Source organism: Streptomyces sp. LS1784, assembly GCF_020103755.1.
In the GTDB taxonomy this organism is placed as follows: Bacteria; Actinomycetota; Actinomycetes; order Streptomycetales; family Streptomycetaceae; genus Kitasatospora.
The window spans coordinates 12,346-29,715 of record NZ_JAHSQD010000041.1 but is presented as its reverse complement, the minus strand read 5'-3'; the positions used below and the strand labels follow the sequence as shown (position 1 = coordinate 29,715).

At 72.8% G+C, this 17,370-nt stretch carries 14 protein-coding genes, 1 pseudogene and 1 riboswitch; of the genes and pseudogenes, 11 read left to right on the top strand and 4 right to left on the bottom strand.

Features of this window, described 5'->3' with window-relative positions; genetic code table 11:
• Positions 1-1,045: aminotransferase class I/II-fold pyridoxal phosphate-dependent enzyme (locus KS423_RS08150; RefSeq protein ID WP_224276651.1), on the bottom strand; the 1,045-nt coding region annotated here is incomplete at its 3' end.
• Between the two features lie 34 nt (positions 1,046-1,079).
• Here KS423_RS08150 and KS423_RS08145 point away from each other — a divergent pair.
• From KS423_RS08145 to KS423_RS08120, 6 genes are all read left to right on the top strand, one after another.
• Complete coding sequence (locus tag KS423_RS08145) at positions 1,080-1,751, top strand: pyridoxamine 5'-phosphate oxidase family protein (protein WP_224276650.1); 672 nt, start codon at positions 1,080-1,082, stop codon at positions 1,749-1,751.
• Positions 1,752-1,765: 14 nt separating this feature from the next.
• Complete coding sequence (locus KS423_RS08140; RefSeq protein ID WP_308020152.1) at positions 1,766-2,515, top strand: FMN-binding negative transcriptional regulator; 750 nt, start codon at positions 1,766-1,768, stop codon at positions 2,513-2,515.
• 116 nt (positions 2,516-2,631) lie between these two features.
• Positions 2,632-4,044, top strand: a complete 1,413-nt coding sequence (locus KS423_RS08135) for a sugar porter family MFS transporter (protein ID WP_224276648.1) — start codon at positions 2,632-2,634, stop codon at positions 4,042-4,044.
• A 57-nt stretch (positions 4,045-4,101) separates the two neighbouring features.
• Positions 4,102-4,803: a dienelactone hydrolase family protein gene (locus tag KS423_RS08130; RefSeq protein WP_224276639.1), complete on the top strand. Its 702-nt coding sequence runs from the start codon at positions 4,102-4,104 to the stop codon at positions 4,801-4,803.
• A 72-nt stretch (positions 4,804-4,875) separates the two neighbouring features.
• Positions 4,876-6,138: an MFS transporter gene (locus KS423_RS08125; RefSeq protein ID WP_224276637.1), complete on the top strand. Its 1,263-nt coding sequence runs from the start codon at positions 4,876-4,878 to the stop codon at positions 6,136-6,138.
• Between the two features lie 100 nt (positions 6,139-6,238).
• Entirely contained in the window at positions 6,239-6,766 is a 528-nt protein-coding gene (locus KS423_RS08120) for an HAD domain-containing protein (protein WP_224276635.1), read from the top strand.
• On the opposite strand, the gene KS423_RS08115 is transcribed toward KS423_RS08120, so the two are convergent.
• Positions 6,744-7,532: a CPBP family intramembrane glutamic endopeptidase gene (locus tag KS423_RS08115; RefSeq protein ID WP_224276633.1), complete on the bottom strand. Its 789-nt coding sequence runs from the start codon at positions 7,530-7,532 to the stop codon at positions 6,744-6,746. The two genes, KS423_RS08120 and KS423_RS08115, sit on opposite strands and share 23 nt — an antisense overlap.
• 94 nt (positions 7,533-7,626) lie before the next feature.
• Positions 7,627-9,132, bottom strand: a complete 1,506-nt coding sequence (locus KS423_RS08110; RefSeq protein ID WP_224276659.1) for a glutamate--cysteine ligase — start codon at positions 9,130-9,132, stop codon at positions 7,627-7,629.
• Between the two features lie 378 nt (positions 9,133-9,510).
• On the opposite strand from KS423_RS08110, the gene KS423_RS08105 reads away from it, so the two are divergent.
• On the top strand, positions 9,511-10,083 hold the full coding sequence (locus KS423_RS08105) for a hypothetical protein (RefSeq protein ID WP_224276631.1): 573 nt from the start codon (positions 9,511-9,513) through the stop codon (positions 10,081-10,083).
• A gap of 400 nt (positions 10,084-10,483) precedes the next feature.
• The gene (locus tag KS423_RS08100) at positions 10,484-10,675 is read left to right on the top strand and encodes a DUF5999 family protein (protein WP_188300053.1); all 192 of its coding nucleotides are present in this window, start codon (positions 10,484-10,486) and stop codon (positions 10,673-10,675) included.
• Positions 10,676-10,797: 122 nt separating this feature from the next.
• Here the strand turns inward: KS423_RS08100 and gcvP are convergent, their stop codons facing one another.
• Positions 10,798-13,698 (bottom strand): aminomethyl-transferring glycine dehydrogenase, encoded by a 2,901-nt coding sequence (gcvP, locus tag KS423_RS08095; RefSeq protein WP_224276629.1) that lies wholly within the window; start codon positions 13,696-13,698, stop codon positions 10,798-10,800.
• Between the two features lie 237 nt (positions 13,699-13,935).
• Positions 13,936-14,039: riboswitch (glycine riboswitch) on the bottom strand.
• Positions 14,040-14,262: 223 nt separating this feature from the next.
• Here gcvP and KS423_RS08090 point away from each other — a divergent pair.
• The 3 genes and pseudogenes from KS423_RS08090 to KS423_RS08080 all read left to right on the top strand — a co-directional run.
• Positions 14,263-14,646 (top strand): annotated as a pseudogene (locus tag KS423_RS08090) (PRC-barrel domain-containing protein); the annotation flags it as partial.
• Positions 14,647-14,793: 147 nt separating this feature from the next.
• Entirely contained in the window at positions 14,794-15,651 is an 858-nt protein-coding gene (locus KS423_RS47935; RefSeq protein ID WP_308020153.1) for a DUF2382 domain-containing protein, read from the top strand.
• 220 nt (positions 15,652-15,871) lie between these two features.
• Positions 15,872-17,368, top strand: coding sequence for an MFS transporter (locus tag KS423_RS08080; RefSeq protein WP_224276627.1), 1,497 nt, complete (start codon positions 15,872-15,874; stop codon positions 17,366-17,368).
• Positions 17,369-17,370: the final 2 nt, after the last annotated feature.

Below are 17,370 nucleotides of genomic sequence, written 5' to 3'. Positions count from 1 at the left end.
CGGCCACCCGGTCGGCCGGCGCCGCGTCGCTGCGCCACAGCTCCGCGACGGTGCGCTGCAGCAGGTGGCTGACCCAGCCGGCGCCCAGCCGCAGCCGGCCGGCCACCCGCCCGATCGTCTCCTGGTCGCCGACCGCCACCGAGACCCGCAGGTCCGGCCCGTACGCCTTGGCCGCCGAGCGCACCACCGCCCAGTGCCGGGTACCGGCGCCGACCAGCGGGTGGTACGGCTGGTCGACCATGCCGTGCCCGTGGTCGTCCTCGATCAGCAGCACGCCCGGGTGGTCGGCCAGGACGGCCTTCAGCGCCTCGGCCCGCCGCGCGGTGAGCGCCGCCCCGGTCGGGTTCTGCGCCCGGCTGGTGACCACCACGGCCCGCACGCCCTCGGCCAGCGCCGCGGCCAGTGCGTCCGGCAGCGGGCCCTCGTCGTCCAGCCGGACGGGCACGTGCCTCAGTCCCAGCGCGGGCAGCAGGTCGAGCAGGCTGCCCCAGCCCGGGTCCTCGACGGCCACCGCGTCACCGGGGCGCAGCCGGGCGCCGAGGATCCGTTCGATGGTGTCCAGCGAACCGGAGGCGACGGCGATCGGGCCGCCGGGCAGGCCGTCGGCCTCGAAGGAGGCACGGGCGAGCGCCAGCAGCTGCGGGTCGACGGCCTCGTGCCCGTACAGCACCGGGTCGGTGCGCGCGGCCTCGGCAGCGGCCGCGAGGGCCTGGGCGAGGTCCGGCAGCAGGGCCGGGTCGGGGTTACCGGTGGACAGGTCGCGGGCGTGCGGCGGGACGGGGATGCGGATCCGGTCGCGCGGGGTGAGCGCGGGCCTGGGCAGGATGCGGCTGCCCTTGCGGCCGGCGGTCTCGATCACGCCGCGGTCGCGCAGCAGCCGGTAGGCGGCGGCGACGGTGTTGGGGTTGACGCCCAGTTCGGCGGCGAGGTCGCGCAGCGGGGGCAGCGTCGTCCCGGGGGCGAGCTGCCCGCTGCTCACGCCCTGCTCGATGTGGGCCGCGATTTCGCTGGCGCGTCGCCCTTTCAGCGGATAGTCTCCTAGCACAAAGCAAATTATGCACTAGTACATAGAGGATGTCATGTCAGCCAGCCCGGAAGGTTCGCCCAGCTACTCCCGAACCCCCAGGACCACCCCCACCCGTTACCGGGACCGGGCCACCTGGGAGCAGGAGGAGATCCACGCCATCCTCGACAGCGCCTACATCTGCCACCTCGGCTTCGTGGTCGACGGCGCCCCCGTGGTCCTGCCGACGATCTTCGCTCGGGTCGGCGGCCGGCTCTACGTCCACGGCTCCACCGGCAGCCGCCCGCTGCGCAACGCCTCCGGCGAGCAGGGCATGCCGGTCTGCATCACCGTCACCCAGGTCGACGCGCTGGTGCTGACCAAGTCCGCGTTCAACCACTCGGTGAACTTCCGCTCGGTGGTCGCCCACGGCACCGCGCACCAGGTCACCGAGCCCGAGGAGCTGGACGTCGCGCTCGCCGCCCTGGTCGACCACGCGATACCGGGGCGCTCCGCCGAGGTCCGTCCGGCCAACGCCAAGGAGCTCGCCGCCACCGCCGTCCTCCGGCTGGAGCTGGACGAGGTCTCGGCCAAGACCCGCGAGGACGGCGCCGACGACGACCCGGAGGACACCGGCCTGCCGTACTGGTCCGGCCTGATCCCGGTCACCACCGTGCACGGCACCCCCGAGCCGCACCCCGGCACCACCGCCCCGCTCCCCGCGCACCTGCGCGGCTACCCCCGCTGACGGGAGGCCCACCCGTGCTGATCAGATCCTGGGACCGCGGCGACGAGGACGAGTGGCGCGCCTGGCTGGCCGAGGGCCGCGACTTCGGCCTGCTCGCGGCCAACGGCGCCCCCGGCGAGGGCCCGGTGCTCGTCCCGACGCACTTCCTGCTGGACGCCGATCGCGGCGAGGTCCTGCTCCACCTCGCCGCGCCCAACCCGCTGCTGGCCGCCGTCCGGGCCGACCCGCAGGTCACCCTCGCGGTCACCGACGGCTACGCGTTCGCCCCGGGCCACTGGCGCGGCGCACCGGGCACGCCCACCAGCTACTACGCCTCGGTCCACTTCCACTGCACCGCCGAGGTGGTGGAGTCCGCGGCCGCCAAGGCGGAGATCCTCAACCGCCAGCTGGCGCACTTCCAGCCCGAGACGCCGGAGGTCCGGGTGGTGCCCGGCGAGGGCGAGTTGGCCCGGCAGCTGCCCGGGCTGCGCGGGCTCCGGCTGACCGTCAACGAGGTGCGGGCCAAGTTCAAGTACGACGACAAGAAGCCCGCCGAGACGCAGTACGCGATCGCCGACCGACTCGCCGAGCGCGCCGACGGCCGGGGGCGCGGCCGCGACCAGTACGCCGCCGCCCGTACCCAGTTGCTCCGCCGTCACCGGCGACGCACCGCCGTACCGCGAACCACCCCGGAGGGCACCACCGGTCCCCTGGACAACGCCCCGCGCACCGACCGCTCGTACGGCCCGCCCCTGCGCACCGACCGACCGCGCGCCACCGGCTGACCCGGGATCACCCGGTCGGCTTCCAACTCGCGCAGGGCGGCCTCGGCGCTGCTCGAATGTGAGACGAACCCTGCCCACTCGGCGTCAGGGCGGGCCCGTCCACCCCGGGAGCGCGCGTGTCCTCAGTCAACAGCCAACGGGCAGCCGGCGAGGCCCACCTCGGCCACGTGGTGTTCATCTCGGCGGCCGCCGCCATGGGCGGTTTCCTGTTCGGCTACGACAGCGCGGTGATCAACGGCGCCGTGACGGGCATCCAGAAGCACTTCGGGGTCGGCCACGGCACCACCGCCTTCGTGGTGGCCATCGCGCTGCTCGGCTCGGCGGTGGGCGCGGTGATCGCCGGCCGGCTCGCCGACCACCTCGGCCGGGTCCGCACGATGCTGCTGGCCGCCGTGCTGTTCGCGGCCAGCGGCATCGGCTCGATGTTCCCGCCGAACATCGAGGCCCTCGCCGCCTGGCGCGTGGTCGGCGGCATCGCGATCGGCATCGCCTCGGTGATCGCCCCCACCTACATCGCCGAGGTCGCCCCGACCGCCTACCGCGGCCGGCTCGCCTCCTTCCAGCAGATGGCGATCGTGCTCGGCATCACCGTCTCCCAGCTCGCCAACTGGGCCCTCAACCAGGCCGCCGGCGGCGAGTCCACCAACCACCTCGGCGGCATCCAGGCCTGGCAGTGGATGCTCGGCGTCGAGGCCATCCCGGCCCTGGTGTACGGGCTGATGGCGCTCACCATCCCGGAGTCGCCGCGCTTCCTGATCGCCGACCACCGCGAGGCGCAGGCCCGCAAGGTGCTGGTCGAGGTCGAGGGCGAGGGGGTGGACCTGGACACCCGGGTGGCCGAGATCCGCGCGGTGCTGGAGTCCGCTCACAAGCCCCGGATCAAGGACCTGACGGGCGGCCGTTTCGGTCTGCTGCCGATCGTCTGGGTCGGCATCGGCGCCTCGGTGTTCCAGCAGTTCGTCGGCATCAACGTGATCTTCTACTACTCGTCCTTCCTGTGGCAGTCGGTCGGCATCAACGAGTCCAACTCGCTGCTGATCAGCCTCTCCACCTCGATCATCAACGTGATCGGCACGGTGATCGCGATGGCCCTGGTGGACCGGATCGGCCGCAAGCCGCTGGCCATGGCCGGCTCGATCGGCATGGCGGCCGCGCTGGGCACCGCCGCCTGGGCGTTCTCCTACCGGCACGGCACCGGCAACACCGCCACGCTGGACAACACCCACGCCGTCGTCGCCCTGATCGCCGCGCACGTCTTCGTGCTCTGCTTCGCCTTCTCCTGGGGCGTGGTGGTCTGGGTCCTGCTCGGCGAGATGTTCCCCAACCGGATCCGCGCGCTGGCGCTGTCCGTCGCCGCCTCGGCACAGTGGATCGCCAACTGGGCGATCACCGTCAGTTTCCCGGACCTCGCCGACTGGAACCTCTCCGCGACGTACGCCATCTACGCGGCCTTCGCGCTGCTCTCCATCCCGTTCGTGGCCTTCTGCATCAAGGAGACCAAGGGCCGCGCCCTGGAGGAGATGGGCTGACCAGGGCCCGCCCCGCCGAACCCCGCCGCTCGCGGCCCGACCCATCGAGAGGAAACCATGCCTGACCAGGGCGGCTCCCGGCAGAACGTCACCTTCCCGAGCAACGGCCGTACCGCGCACGGCTACCTGGCCCGCCCGCCGCAGGGCGTCGGGCCGGGCCTGGTGGTGGTCCAGGAGTGGTGGGGGCTCACCTCGCACGTCGCCGACGTGGCCGACCGCTTCGCCGCCGAGGGCTTCACCGTCCTCGCCCCCGACCTGTTCGGCGGCGCCACCACCCACGACGGCGCCGAGGCGGCCCGGCTCATGCGCGAGCTCCCGGTCGACCGGGCGGTGGAGGACCTGGCCGGGGCCGTCGACCACCTGCTCGCGCTGGACGGCGTGGTCGGCGACGCGGTCGGGGTGGTCGGCTTCTGCATGGGCGGCGGCTTCGCCCTGCTGCTGGCCGCCAGGGCCGGCGACAAGGTGGCCGCCGTGGTCCCGTTCTACGGCCTGCCGCCCGACCCGGACTTCGACTACCGCGGGCTGACCGCCCATGTACTCGGCCACTTCGGCGAGCTGGACGGCTCGATCCCGATGGCCACCGTGGACGAGGCCGCGATCCGGATCGGCGAGGCCACCGACGTCCGCCCGGAGATCCACTTCTACCCGGCCGGCCACGCCTTCATGAACGACGAGAACCTGATCGGCACCTACGACCCGCTCCAGGCCCGGATCGCCTGGCGCCGCACCCTCACCTTCCTCTGGGGCCACCTCGGCTGAAACCCCACGCCCCGACAGGCCCCGGCATGAAAAACGATGGACACCCGTACGGCCCCACGGCATAGTCACCGGGTGCCGACCCCACCCTCACGTCGCTTCGCCTGGGCGAGCCGCAACTTCCGCATCCAGACCGCCGCCACCGTGATCAGCGGCCTCGGCAACGCCGGCGCCCCCATCGCCACCGCCTTCGCCGTACTCGGCACCGGCGGCACCACCACCGACCTCGGCTACGTCACCGCCGCCCGGCTGGTGCCCACCGTGCTGCTCATGGTGGTCGGCGGCACCCTCGCCGACCGGCTGCCGCGCCACCTGATCATGGTCGCCGCCAACGTGTTCAGCGGGGTCTCCCAGGCCGTCCTGGCCGCCCTGGTCCTGACCGGGGACGTCCGGCTCTGGCAGATGCTGGCGCTCTCCGCGGCCGGCGGGGCCGGCTACGCCCTCTACGCTCCCGCCTCCGGCGGCATGATCATGCAGGCCGTCCCCCAGGAGCACGCCGCCCGCGCCTTCGCGGTCTTCCGGATGGGCCTCAACGCCTCCCAGATCGGCGGCGCCGCCCTCGGCGGCGCGCTCACCGCCGTCGTCGGCCCCGGCTGGGTGCTCGCCCTGGACGCCCTCTGCTTCCTGATCGCCGGCGCCCTGCGCTTCCTCCTGGAGCCGGAGAAGGGCCCGGCCCCCTCCGGCAGCAGCATGCTGCGCGATCTGCGCGAGGGCTGGCGGGAGTTCGCCTCCCGCCGCTGGCTCTGGGTGATCGTGCTCCAGTTCTCCGTCCTGGTCGCCTGCATCAACGCGGTGGAGTCGGTGTACGGGCCGACCGCCGCCGAGGAGCGGCTCGGCGGCGCGGGTGCCTGGGGCCTGGCGATGTCCGCCTACGGCGTGGGCCTGGTGGCCACAGGTGTCCTGATGACGCGCTGGCGGCCCCGCCGGATCCTGCTGGTCGGCAACTGGGGGGTCTTCCTGTTCGGCGTGCCCGCGCTGGCCCTCGCCGCCGGGGTGCCGCTGCCGCTGCTGGTCGTCGCGATGTTCCTGTCCGGCGTCGGCGTCACCGTCTTCGGCGTCAACTGGATGGTCGCGCTCCAGCAGGAGATACCCGAGGAGATGTTCTCCCGGGTCACCGCGTACGACGAGCTCGGCTCCTACTCGCTGGCCCCGGTCGGCACCGCGCTGGCCGGCCCCGCCGCCGTGGCGCTCGGCCTGTCCGGCGCGCTCTGGGCGTGCGCCGTCATCTGTCTGGTGCTCAGCGCGGTCGTCCTGGTGGACCCGCAGGTGCGCCGGCTGAGCCGCCGAAGCACGACGGACGCACCGGTGCCCGTCAGCGAACCCGCGCCCGCCCCGTGAGCGCCCTGTGCGCCCCGCGTGCGCCCACCCGTGGGCAACCGGAGGTGCGCGAGGGGCGTCCGAACGGTCAGGAAACACCACCGTCTCCGAGGGGCCACCGGTGCCGAAGCCACTGCTGTTCCTGGACGTCGACGGCGTCCTGAACCCGCTCTGCCCGCACCCGGACGCCGAATTCGATGCCCACACCCTGTTCGGCTACACCGTCCTGCTGTCCACCCGGCACGGCGCCTGGCTGCGCGAGCTCGCCGGAACGTACGACCTGGTCTGGGCCACCACCTGGGAGGAGCACGCCAACGCCCACATCGCCCCGGCGATCGGCCTGGACCCGCTCCCGGTGGTCACCTTCACCGGCTACGTCCCCCGGCCCGGCGACCCGCGCGTCCCGCTGATGGAGCTGTTCTCCGCAGCCAAGTGGGCCCCGCTGCTGCGCCACGCCGAGGGCCGGCCGTTCGCCTGGGTGGACGACGTCATCCCACCCCGGCTGGTCCGCCGCTCCCGGTGGCGCCGGGACCGCCTGTTGCTGCGCGTCGACCCCGGCCAGGGCCTGGAGCGCCGGCACGTCGACCGGCTGCTCGCCCGCCCGCCGCGCGGCCGGGCGCTGTCGCTCAGGGGGTGGGCAGCCAGCTGACGTGCCCGGCCAGCAGCGCGTACCCGGCGAAGGCCACCGTGTCGATCAGCGCGTGCGCCACCACCAGCGGCATCACCCGCCCCCACCGCCGGTACAGCAGGCAGAACACCGCGCCCATCACCATGTTGCCGACCAGCCCGCCGACCCCCTGGTACAGGTGGTACGAGCCGCGCAGCACCGAACTCGCCGCCACCGCCGCCGGCCAGGACCACCCCAGCTGCCCCACCCGGCGCAGCAGGTAGCCGAGGACGACGACCTCCTCCAGGATGGCGTTCTGCCAGGCCGACAGCACCAGCACCGGCAGCCGCCACCAGACGTCCGGCAGCCCGGACGGCGCCACCGTCAGGTTGTACCCGGCCGCCTGCGAGGCCAGGTAGAGCGCCAGCCCCGACCCGCCGATCGCGGCCGCGACGGCGGCGCCCCGCCCCAGGTCGCGCAGCTTCTGCCCGAGGTCGAAACCCAGCACCCGCAGCGCGACGCCCTCGCGCACCAACAGGTAGCCGACCAGCACCACCGGCATCAGCCCGCGCCCGATGTAGTACAGCTGCCACACCAGGTCCAGCCAGGGGCGCCCGGGCGCCCGCGAGCCGTTCAGCGTGGCGACCTGCTGGCCGAGCTTGAGCGGTTCGGTGAGCGAGCCGGTGAAGCTGATCAGCGCACTGATCCCGCTGGCCCCGAGGGAGAGGCCGAGGACGATCAGCAGCTCCACGCCGAACAGCCGACGGGTGGGCTTCGCGGTCTCCGGCGCGGTCGGGACGGTGGTCACGGGGGCTCCAGCGGACGGACGGTCGCTCCGGCCGTCGGCCGACCGCCGGAGCGATCATCCTGACACAACCGCCTGACCGCCTGGTGAGGAGGTCTCAGCCCACCGGCCAGGTGTGCACCGGCTCGCCGCCGCGCATGTGTTCGGCGTAGCGCCTGGTCATCGCGGCGAGCGCGGCCGGCCGGTCCATCCCGTACTGCTCGCGCAGCCGGTGGAAGGTCGCGCTCTGCCAGGACGCGCCGTTGGTGCGGCGCAGGCAGCGCTGCTCGATGATGCCCAGGTAGCGGTCCCGGTCGGCGGGCTCCACGCCCCACTCGTCGAGGCCCTGGTAGGCCATCGGCAGCAGGTCGTTCAGCACCAGGTCGACCGCGGACACGGTCTGCAGCCCGCCGCCGCGCCCGGCCCGCCCGGGGCGCGGCCACTGGAACACCGCGTCGATGCCGTACCGGGCGCCCTGCCGGAAGTTCTCGTCCGCCCGCTCGAACGGCAGCCGGGTCCACACCGGCCTGGGCTGCTCGGCGAGCACCCGCACCAGCCCGTAGTAGAAGGCGGCGTTGGCCAGCGTGTCGGCCACCGTCGGTCCGGCCGGCAGCGCCCGGTTCTCCACCCGCAGGTGCGCCACCCCGCCCGCGACGTCGTACACCGGGCGGTTCCAGCGGTAGATGGTGCCGTTGTGCAGCCGCATCTCGGCGAGCCTGGGCGCCCCGCCGGAGGCCAGCACCTTCAGCGGGTCCTCGTCGTCACAGATCGGCAGCAGCGCGGGGAAGTACCGCAGGTTCTCCTCGAACAGGTCGTACGCCGAGTCCACCCAGCGCTCGCCGAACCACGTGATCGGGCGCACGCCCTGCGCCTTGAGTTCCGCCGTACGAGTGTCACAGGCCTGCTGGAAGAGCACCGGGCGGGTCTCCCGCCACAGCTCCCGCCCGAACAGGAACGGCGAGTTGGCGCCGAGCGCGAGCTGCGGCCCACAGATCGCCTGGGCCGCGTTCCACACCGAGGAGAACCGCTCCGGGGTCACCTGGAGGTGCAGCTGGAGCGAGGTGGCGGCGGCCTCGGCCACCATGGTGATCGACTCCAGCTGGAGGTGCTCGACCCCCTCGATGTCCAGCGCGATGTCCTCCCCGCGGGCGGCCAGGATCTGGTCGCTCAGCAGGCTGTACCGCTGGTTGTGGCTCATCGCGTCCAGCCCGGTGTGGGCGTGCTCCAGGGTCGGCAGGATGCCCACCATGACGATCCGGGCGCCGGCCTCGGCCGCCTGCCGGTCGGCGTAGCGCAGACCGGTGTCGATCTCCTCGCGCAGTTCCTCGAAGACGTGCCCGCAGAGCCGGTGCGGCGTGATGTTGACCTCGATGTTGAACCGGCCCAGTTCGGTCTGGAAGTCGCTGGATCCGATCGCGCTCAGCACCTGGGCGTTGTTCATGGCCGGCAGGCCCTGCTCGTCGGCCAGGTTGAGCTCGATCTCCAGGCCCATCACCGCCCGCGGCCGGTCGAAGCGGTCCTCCCGGAGCATCCGTCCGAGCGCTTCGAGACACGTGTGGAGCTTGCACCGGTACAGCTGCCGGTCCGCCAGTTCCGCCCGAGTCGCCACGACCTTCTCGCCCACGGTCCCCTCCTCCAGAGCCACCCCGTCGAGCACCCGGTCGACCGACCGTGCAAGCATCATGCCCACCTCGAAGATCGATACCCGAACGCGCGTACTGGCTTGCATTGCAAGGCATCTGACGGAAAATCAGACGAACTGTGGACTTGCTCGGCACCACAGCCTGTGATAAACAGATCACCCTGCGCACCTGTTCGAATTTGCACAGCGCTCCGGCCGGTCCGCCTCGCCCCGAAGCCCTCGTCGACGGCGACGACCGTGCCGGCACCGCGATCCTGCACAACCGGACACGGCCGGGCCCCGTCACCGAAGACGCGTCGCCGCGCCACGCCGGTATGCCGCACTCGCACGCCGATCTCGCTTGGAGAGGCGGACCCCGCCATGACTCTGCAACCCCCTCAGCCCCCGCCGAGCGCCCTGCGCGCGGTCCTGGGCGCGCTCGACTCGGAGACCGCGCTGCGCCAGCCCGCCGCCGCAGCGCTGCGTCATCCGACCGGCTCACTGCTCCCCGCCCACCCGCTCGCGGTGCACGTCCTGAACGGCCCGCGCCCGGAGCTCCCGGCCGCCCGCCGCACCGGCTGGCGCTTCCTGATCAAGGACGGCCCCGACGTGGCCGCCGCCGCCGAGGTCGTGCAGAGCGCCGAGGGCCACAGCTTCTCCCACTTCACCGCCGGCCCCTACCTCGACTCGACGGTCCGGGCACTGCGCGAGGCCTGGCAGCTCGCCCAGGGCTCCCGGACCCGCCGACAGCCCCGGCTGCTGACCTTCCCCGGCCAGTACGCCACGGCGCTCTGGCTGCACAGCCCCGACACCGGCCCGGCCGCCGACCTGCTGATCCCCCTGGCCCCGGCCCCGCTCGGCGTCACCGCGCACCGCGCCTACCCGGCCGCCGAACTGCTGCCGCTGCTCGCCCGCGCCCCGCTCGCCAGGCCACTGCTGCTCGGCTCCTCCTGACCCGCCGGCACCCACGGGCCGCCGGGCCCACCCGCCCGGCGGCCCTCGGCCGTGCCCACACGTCCGCCCCGAAGCTCGCCACCCGTCCGGGGCATCCGGTATGGCCCGATCGGGCCATATCCCGACTGACCCGTTGGGGCGCCTTTTCCCGTCGGCCCCACCTGAACGGGTGATCTGTGCCCGGGAGTTGTGGCGCATGTCACGAAATCCCTGCGCGCGGGTCCGCAGATGCCGACACTGGGAACCAGCGTGGAAGGACCACCTGTCCTACCCACTTGAGCGCCGGTCCACACCTGGCCGGCGCGCGGACAGGATCCGACCACCGCGGCGGTTCCGGACGGCACGAACCTCCGGCGACCGCACCACGGGGAGGATCGCAGAGCGAAGCGAGGGTACGCGTATGTGCCAGCACCGTCCTGAGTGCCCGTCGGCCGAGTCCGAGGACCGCGAGGCGGCCGCGTCGGTGGCCCGCCACCCGGAGCAGGGCTGGAGCCTGCTCTGCAACGGCGTCGTCCTGTTCGAGGACACCGGAGAACTGCTGCCCGACGGCCGGGTGATCGCCCCGCGCCGCCCCGTCGCCCACGCGGCCTGACCACCCGGTCCGGCCGTACGGCGGGGGCAGCCGCCGACTCGACCAGCGCAACGGGCAGGGCCCCGGCGGAAGCTTCCGCCGGGGCCCTGCCGTCAGCTCGGACCTCCTCGGGCCCGGACCGGTCAGACGCCGTACTCGTCCAGCGGCGGGCAGGAGCAGACCAGGTTGCGGTCGCCGTACGCGCCGTCGATCCGGCTCACCGGCGGCCAGTACTTGTCCGCCGGGTTGACGCCCGCCGGGAAGACCGCCTCCTGCCGCGAGTAGCCGTGCGCCCAGTCGCCGGCCAGCGTGGCGGCGGTGTGCGGGGCGTTGCGCAGCGGGTTGTCGTCGGCCGCCCACTCGCCCGAGCCGACCTTGTCGATCTCGGCCCGGATGGTGATCATCGCGTCGCAGAACCGGTCGATCTCGTGCAGGTCCTCGGACTCGGTCGGCTCGATCATCAGCGTGCCGGCCACCGGGAAGGACATCGTCGGCGCGTGGAAGCCGTAGTCGATCAGGCGCTTGGCGATGTCGTCCACCGTCACGCCCGTCTCCTTGGTCAGCGGGCGCAGGTCGATGATGCACTCGTGCGCGACCAGCCCGCCCGGACCGGTGTAGAGCACCGGGAAGTGCGGCGCCAGGCGCTTGGCGATGTAGTTGGCGTTCAGCACCGCGACCTGGGTCGCGTGCTTGAGGCCCTCGCCGCCCATCAGCCGGACGTACGCCCAGGAGATCGGCAGGATGGCCGCCGAGCCCCACGGCGCGGCCGAGATCGGGCCCACGCCGGTGGCCGGGCCGGCCTCCGCCTGGAGCGGGTGGTTCGGCAGGTACGGCGCCAGGTGGGCGCGCACCGCGACCGGGCCGACGCCCGGGCCGCCACCGCCGTGCGGGATGCAGAAGGTCTTGTGCAGGTTCAGGTGCGAGACGTCCGCGCCGAACTTGCCCGGCTTGGCGAGGCCGACCAGGGCGTTCAGGTTGGCGCCGTCCACGTACACCTGGCCGCCGGCCTCGTGCACCAGGGCGCAGATGTCGGTGATCTGGGTCTCGTACACGCCGTGGGTGGACGGGTAGGTGACCATCAGCACGGCGAGGTTGTCGCGGTGCTTCTCGATCTTGGCCTTCAGGTCGTCGACGTCCACGTCGCCGTCGACCAGGGTCTTCACCACGACCACGCGCATGCCGGCCATCACCGCGGAGGCCGCGTTGGTGCCGTGCGCCGAGGACGGGATCAGGCAGACGTCACGCTGGGTGTCCCCGTTGGCGTGGTGGTAGGCGCGCACGGCGAGCAGACCGGCCAGCTCGCCCTGCGAACCGGCGTTCGGCTGGATCGACACGGCGTCGTAGCCGGTCACCTCGACCAGCTGCTGCTCCAGCTGGCGGATCAGGGTCAGGAAGCCCTGGGCCTGGTCGATCGGCGCGAAGGGGTGCAGCTGGCCGAACTCCGGCCAGGTCACCGCCTCCATCTCGGTGGTGGCGTTGAGCTTCATGGTGCAGGAGCCCAGCGGGATCATGCCGCGGTCCAGTGCGTAGTCCCGGTCCGACAGGCGGCGCAGGTAACGCAGCATGGCGGTCTCCGAGCGGTGGCTGTGGAAGACCGGGTGGGTCAGGTACTCGTCCTCGCGCAGCAGCGCGGCGGGCAGCGCCTCGGCGGCCTCGGCGACCTCGACGGCGGGGACGCCGAACGCGGCCCAGACGCCGGCCAGGTGCTCGCGGGTGGTGGTCTCGTCGGTGGAGACGGAGATCCGGTCCGCGCCGTCCTGGTGGACGTTGATGCCGTTGGCACGGGCGGCGGCGGCGATCTCGGCGGCGCGGCCCGGGACGACGGCGGTGACGGTGTCGAAGAACTCGCCGTGCAGCAGCTCGACGCCACCGGCCCGCAGGCCCTCGGCGAGGGCGGCGGCATAACGGTGGGTGCGGCGGGCGATGTCGGCCAGGCCGTCCGGGCCGTGGTAGACGGCGTACATCGAGGCCATCACGGCGAGCAGCACCTGGGCGGTGCAGATGTTGCTGGTGGCCTTCTCGCGGCGGATGTGCTGCTCGCGGGTCTGCAGCGCCAGGCGGTAGGCGCGGTTGCCGTCCACGTCGACGGAGACGCCGACCAGGCGGCCGGGCAGCGAGCGGGCGTACTCGGCGCGCACCGACAGGTAGCCGGCGTGCGGGCCGCCGAAGCCCATCGGCACGCCGAAGCGCTGCGAGGTGCCGCAGGCGATGTCGGCGCCCAGCGAGCCCGGGGACTTGAGCAGGGTCAGCGCGAGCAGGTCGGCAGCGACGGCGACGATCGCGCCCAGGCCGTGCGCCTGCTCGATCACCGGGGCGAGGTCGCGGACCACGCCGGTGGCACCCGGGTACTGGAGCAGCACGCCGAAGACACCGCGCTCGGCGATCTCGGCCGGGATGCCCTCGGACAGGTCGGCGACGACGACCTCGACGCCGGTCGGCACGGCGCGGGTGTTGATCACCGCGATGGTCTGCGGCAGGGTCTCGGCGTCGATCAGGAAGACGCCGCCCTTGACCTTGGTGACGCGGCGGGCCAGCGCCATCGCCTCGGCGGCCGCGGTGCCCTCGTCCAGCAGCGACGAGCCGGAGGTCGACAGGCCGGTCAGGTCGGAGACCAGGGTCTGGAAGTTGAGCAGCGCCTCCAGGCGGCCCTGCGAGATCTCCGGCTGGTACGGGGTGTAGGCGGTGTACCAGGCCGGGTTCTCCATGACGTTGCGCAGGATCACCGGCGGGGTGAAGGTGCCGTAGTAGCCCAGGCCGATCATCGGCTGGAGCACCTGGTTGCGGCCGGCCAGCTCGCGCAGCTCGGCGAGGACCTGGGCCTCGGTCCGGCCCGCGGGCAGGTCCAGGGCGGTGATGGAGCGGATCGCCTCGGGCACCGCGGTGGCGGCGAGTTCGTCCAGCGAGCCGTAGCCGACGGACGCCAGCATCTTCTCCTGTGCGGGGGCGTCGGGGCCGATGTGGCGGTTCTCGAAGGGGCTGGCCAGCTCAAGCTCGGTGAGGGTCGGGGCGCCGGTGGGGCGTCCCGCGTTCGGCTGGGCGTTCATGGTGGTCGAGGCCTCCTGGTCACGGACCGGCGGGGGTACGCACGCCGGCCGGCCTCACCGCTGCGGACAGCGGACCAGCCTGGGCGGGCGAACCCGACAGGCCTCCCCCTCTGTCATCGGGACCTGAGAGCTTCACCCGCACGGGGCGCTGTGGGCGCTCCGCCGGCTTGCACCGTCGGTGAGGGTGGTGATCGCCGGCTCCCGTGCCGACGCCCCTGCCCTGCTTTCCAGAGTGACCTACCCCACACGGTACGGATGCCTGAGAGATTCCGGGGAGGAGTTGCTCCTTCGGCGCTCCGACCAGCGGTTTTCGCAGTCGGAGACTCTCCCGAGCGGGCTCTGCGGTCGCCGCCCAGGGTACCAGCGGGAGGCGCCCCGATCACGGGTGCGTCAGGTCACTCGGGGTCTACGCGCGTCCCCCGGACGGTCCAGTGCACAGCCCGTCCGGCGCACCCCGGTCGCATCCGTCCGATTCATGGCTTTTGGTGTGAAGTGGTGGACGGAACGGGCGCTCCGGCCGCCCTCCTGCGGGAGCTCCGCAGGCTCAGCGCACGGGAGGAAAGAGTGCAGACCGACATCGACCCGCGGGACCTCATCGGTCACAAGGCCGTCGACCGCAACGGAGACAAGATCGGCACGGTCGACGAGGTCTACCTGGACGACGCCACCGGCCGGCCCGAGTGGGCCGCGGTCCGGACCGGCATCTTCGGCCGGGACGCCTTCGTCCCGCTGACCACGAGCGAGTTCTCCGGCGACGAACTCCGGGTGCCGTACGACAAGTCACTGGTGAAGGAGTCGCCGGACTTCGGCGTCGGCCAACACCTGTCCCCCGCACAGGAGCTCCAGCTCTACCGCTACTACGGGCTCGACACCCCGGCGGCCGGCCGCCCGAACGGAGATGACGTGAGCCACTCCGAACAACCCGACCTCGACTTCGGCACCACCGCGGCCGCCGCCCCGACGACCGCGGCGGCCCCGGCCAAGGCGCTCACCTTCCACACCCCCGAGCGCTCCCCCGAGCCTGCCCCGGCCAGAACCCCCACTGCCCCTGCACCCACAACCGCCGACACACCCAGGACCACCCCGGAGGCCGACATGCGGAACCTCGGCACCCCCACGGCCGCCACCGCGTTCCCGGCGCGCGCACCCTTCTCTGCCCCCGCCGACGCACCCACCACACCCGCCGCATCCGCCACACCTGCCATGGGACCGAGGCCGCAGCCCTTCTCCACCCCCGCCGACGCACCCACCACACCCGCCACACCCACCATGGAACCGAAGCCGCAGCCCTTCTCCACCCCCGCCGACGCACCCACCACACCCGCCACACCCACCATGGAACCGAAGCCGCAGCCCTTCTCCACCCCCGCCGACGCACCCACCACACCCGCCACACCCACCATGGGACGGAAGCCGCAGTCGCAGCCCATCTCCGCGCCCGCCAACGCCCGCGCGGCGACCACCGCCACCACAAGGGCCGGCGCCGCCCCCAGCAGCCCGGTAGAGATCACCTGCCGCGAGGAGCGGCTGGAGATCATCACCGAGTGGCACACCCTCGGCACCGCGAAGCTGCGCAAGTACGTGACGACCGAACAGGTCGAGCGCCGCGTCCCGGTGGTCCGCGAGCGCGTCCGGGTCGAGCGGACGCCGGTCAGCGACGCCGAGCGCGCCACGCTCACCGAGAAGGAGATCGCCGAGGCCGTCGAAGAGGTCACCCTCCGCGAGGAACGCGCGGTGGTCCGCAAGCACCTCACCCCCATCGAGCGGGTCCGCCTGGTCGTCGAGCGGTACACCACCGAGGAGGTGATCCGGGACGAACTCCGCCGCGAGCACGTCGAGGTCCACGACACCACCGCCGCCCAGACCCCTGCCCCGTCGTCGCCGACCCCGCCGACCGGATCGACCCCGCCCGCCACCCCGCCCCGCCCCGCCCCGCTGCGGCCGCTCGTCTGACAGCACCCACGACCAGGGCCCCGGACACCGTCCGGGGCCCTGGTCGCACACCCGACCGTTCGCCTCCGCCGCAGGTGCCCTCCGCACACCCACCACAGCCCCTTGTCGCGCACCCGACCCTTCGTCTTTGCCAAAGCTTAACCACTCGATATTTGACACTCTGAAGTATCCCCCTGCATGGTTACTTCAGTTCATTCACTATGTACGGGAGGAAGCAACCGTGAGTGAGGCACCACAGCCCACCACCGCGGCCGAGAAGCAGAGCAGCGCCCGGGTCCTGCCGGCCCTCATCCTGGCGATGCTGTCGTTCAGCGTGGTGCAGACCGCGGTCGTCCCGATCCTGCCCTCGCTGGCCAGGGAACTGAGCGTCTCCGCCTCCAGCATCACCTGGCTGATGACCGCCAACCTGCTCTCCGCAGCCGTGCTGACTCCCCTCCTGGGCCGCTTCGGTGACCTCCGGGGCCGCAAGCCGATGCTGCTGATCTCGCTGGCCGGCCTGGTCGCCGGTTCGGCGCTGGCGGTCAGCACCCACTCCTTCACCTGGCTGGTCGTCGCCCGCGTCCTCCAGGGCGCCGGCGGTGGCGTCCTGCCGCTGGCGATCAGCATCGTCCGTGACGAGCTGCCCAGGCAGAAGGTGACCGGCGGCGTCGCCGCCATCAGCGCCTCGATGGGCGTCGGCTCCGGCCTCGGCCTGGTCGCCACCGGCCTCCTGCTGGAGCACTGGGACTACAAGTCGATCTTCTGGATGGGCCTGGTCTTCGGCCTGATCGCGGTCGCCCTGGTCGCCTTCCGCGTCCCGTCCGACCCGGTCACCGACAAGGACGGCGGCGCCGACCCGCTGGGCGCCCTCACCCTGGCCGGCTGGCTCTCCGCGCTGCTGGTCGCGGTCAGCCAGGGCAACCACTGGGGCTGGACCTCCAACAAGACCCTCGGCCTGTTCGCCGTCGCCGCCGTGGTCGCCCTGGTCTGGGGGATCATCGAGACCAAGGTCGCGCACCCGCTGGTGGACATGAAGATGATGGCCCGTCCGGCCGTCGCCTTCACCAACGTGGCCGGCCTGCTCATCGGCTTCGGCATGTACGGCTCCTTCATGGTCATCAGCAACTTCGCCCAGACCCCGGAGAAGCTGACCCACTACGGCTTCACCGCCACCGTGCTGCACGCCGGCATCATGCTGCTGCCGTCCGCGATCGGCTCGATGGTCGCCGCGCCGGTCGGCGCCCTGCTGATCGCCCGTCGTGGCCCGCGCCTGCCGCTGGTCCTCGGTGGCGTCCTCGGCGCCGTGGCGATGGCCTACCTGGCCGTGCGCCACGGCCAGGAGGGCGACATCTACACCGCCTCGGCGATCTTCGGTCTCGGCGTGGGCCTCGCCTTCGCCGCGATGCCGGCCTACATCAACGGCGCCGTCCCGGCCGAGCAGAGCGGCATCGCCAACGGCATGAACTCCGTGCTGCGCACGGTCGGTGGCGCGATCGGCACCGCCGTCATGGCCGCCATCCTCACCGGCGACACCATGAAGCTGCCGCCGCAGATCCCGCTCTCCCTGCCCACCCTGGACGCCTACAAGCACGCGTTCTGGACCGCGGCCGTCGTCTGCGTCGTCGCCGGTGTCGTCCCGTTCCTGATCCGCGGTGCCACGTCGGCCGCCACCCCGACCGTCCTCGGCGGCTCGGCCCAGCAGGACTCCAGCCCCGAGCTGGTCAAGACCGACGCCTGACG

Coding starts and splice junctions, on each gene's coding strand:
- KS423_RS08145 (WP_224276650.1), top strand. CDS start 1,080: ATGTCAGCCAGCCCGGAAGGTTCGCCCAGCTACTCCCGAACCCCCAGG.
- KS423_RS08130 (WP_224276639.1), top strand. CDS start 4,102: ATGCCTGACCAGGGCGGCTCCCGGCAGAACGTCACCTTCCCGAGCAAC.
- KS423_RS08105 (WP_224276631.1), top strand. CDS start 9,511: ATGACTCTGCAACCCCCTCAGCCCCCGCCGAGCGCCCTGCGCGCGGTC.
- KS423_RS08100 (WP_188300053.1), top strand. CDS start 10,484: ATGTGCCAGCACCGTCCTGAGTGCCCGTCGGCCGAGTCCGAGGACCGC.
- gcvP (WP_224276629.1), bottom strand. CDS start 13,698: ATGAACGCCCAGCCGAACGCGGGACGCCCCACCGGCGCCCCGACCCTC.
- KS423_RS47935 (WP_308020153.1), top strand. CDS start 14,794: ATGCGGAACCTCGGCACCCCCACGGCCGCCACCGCGTTCCCGGCGCGC.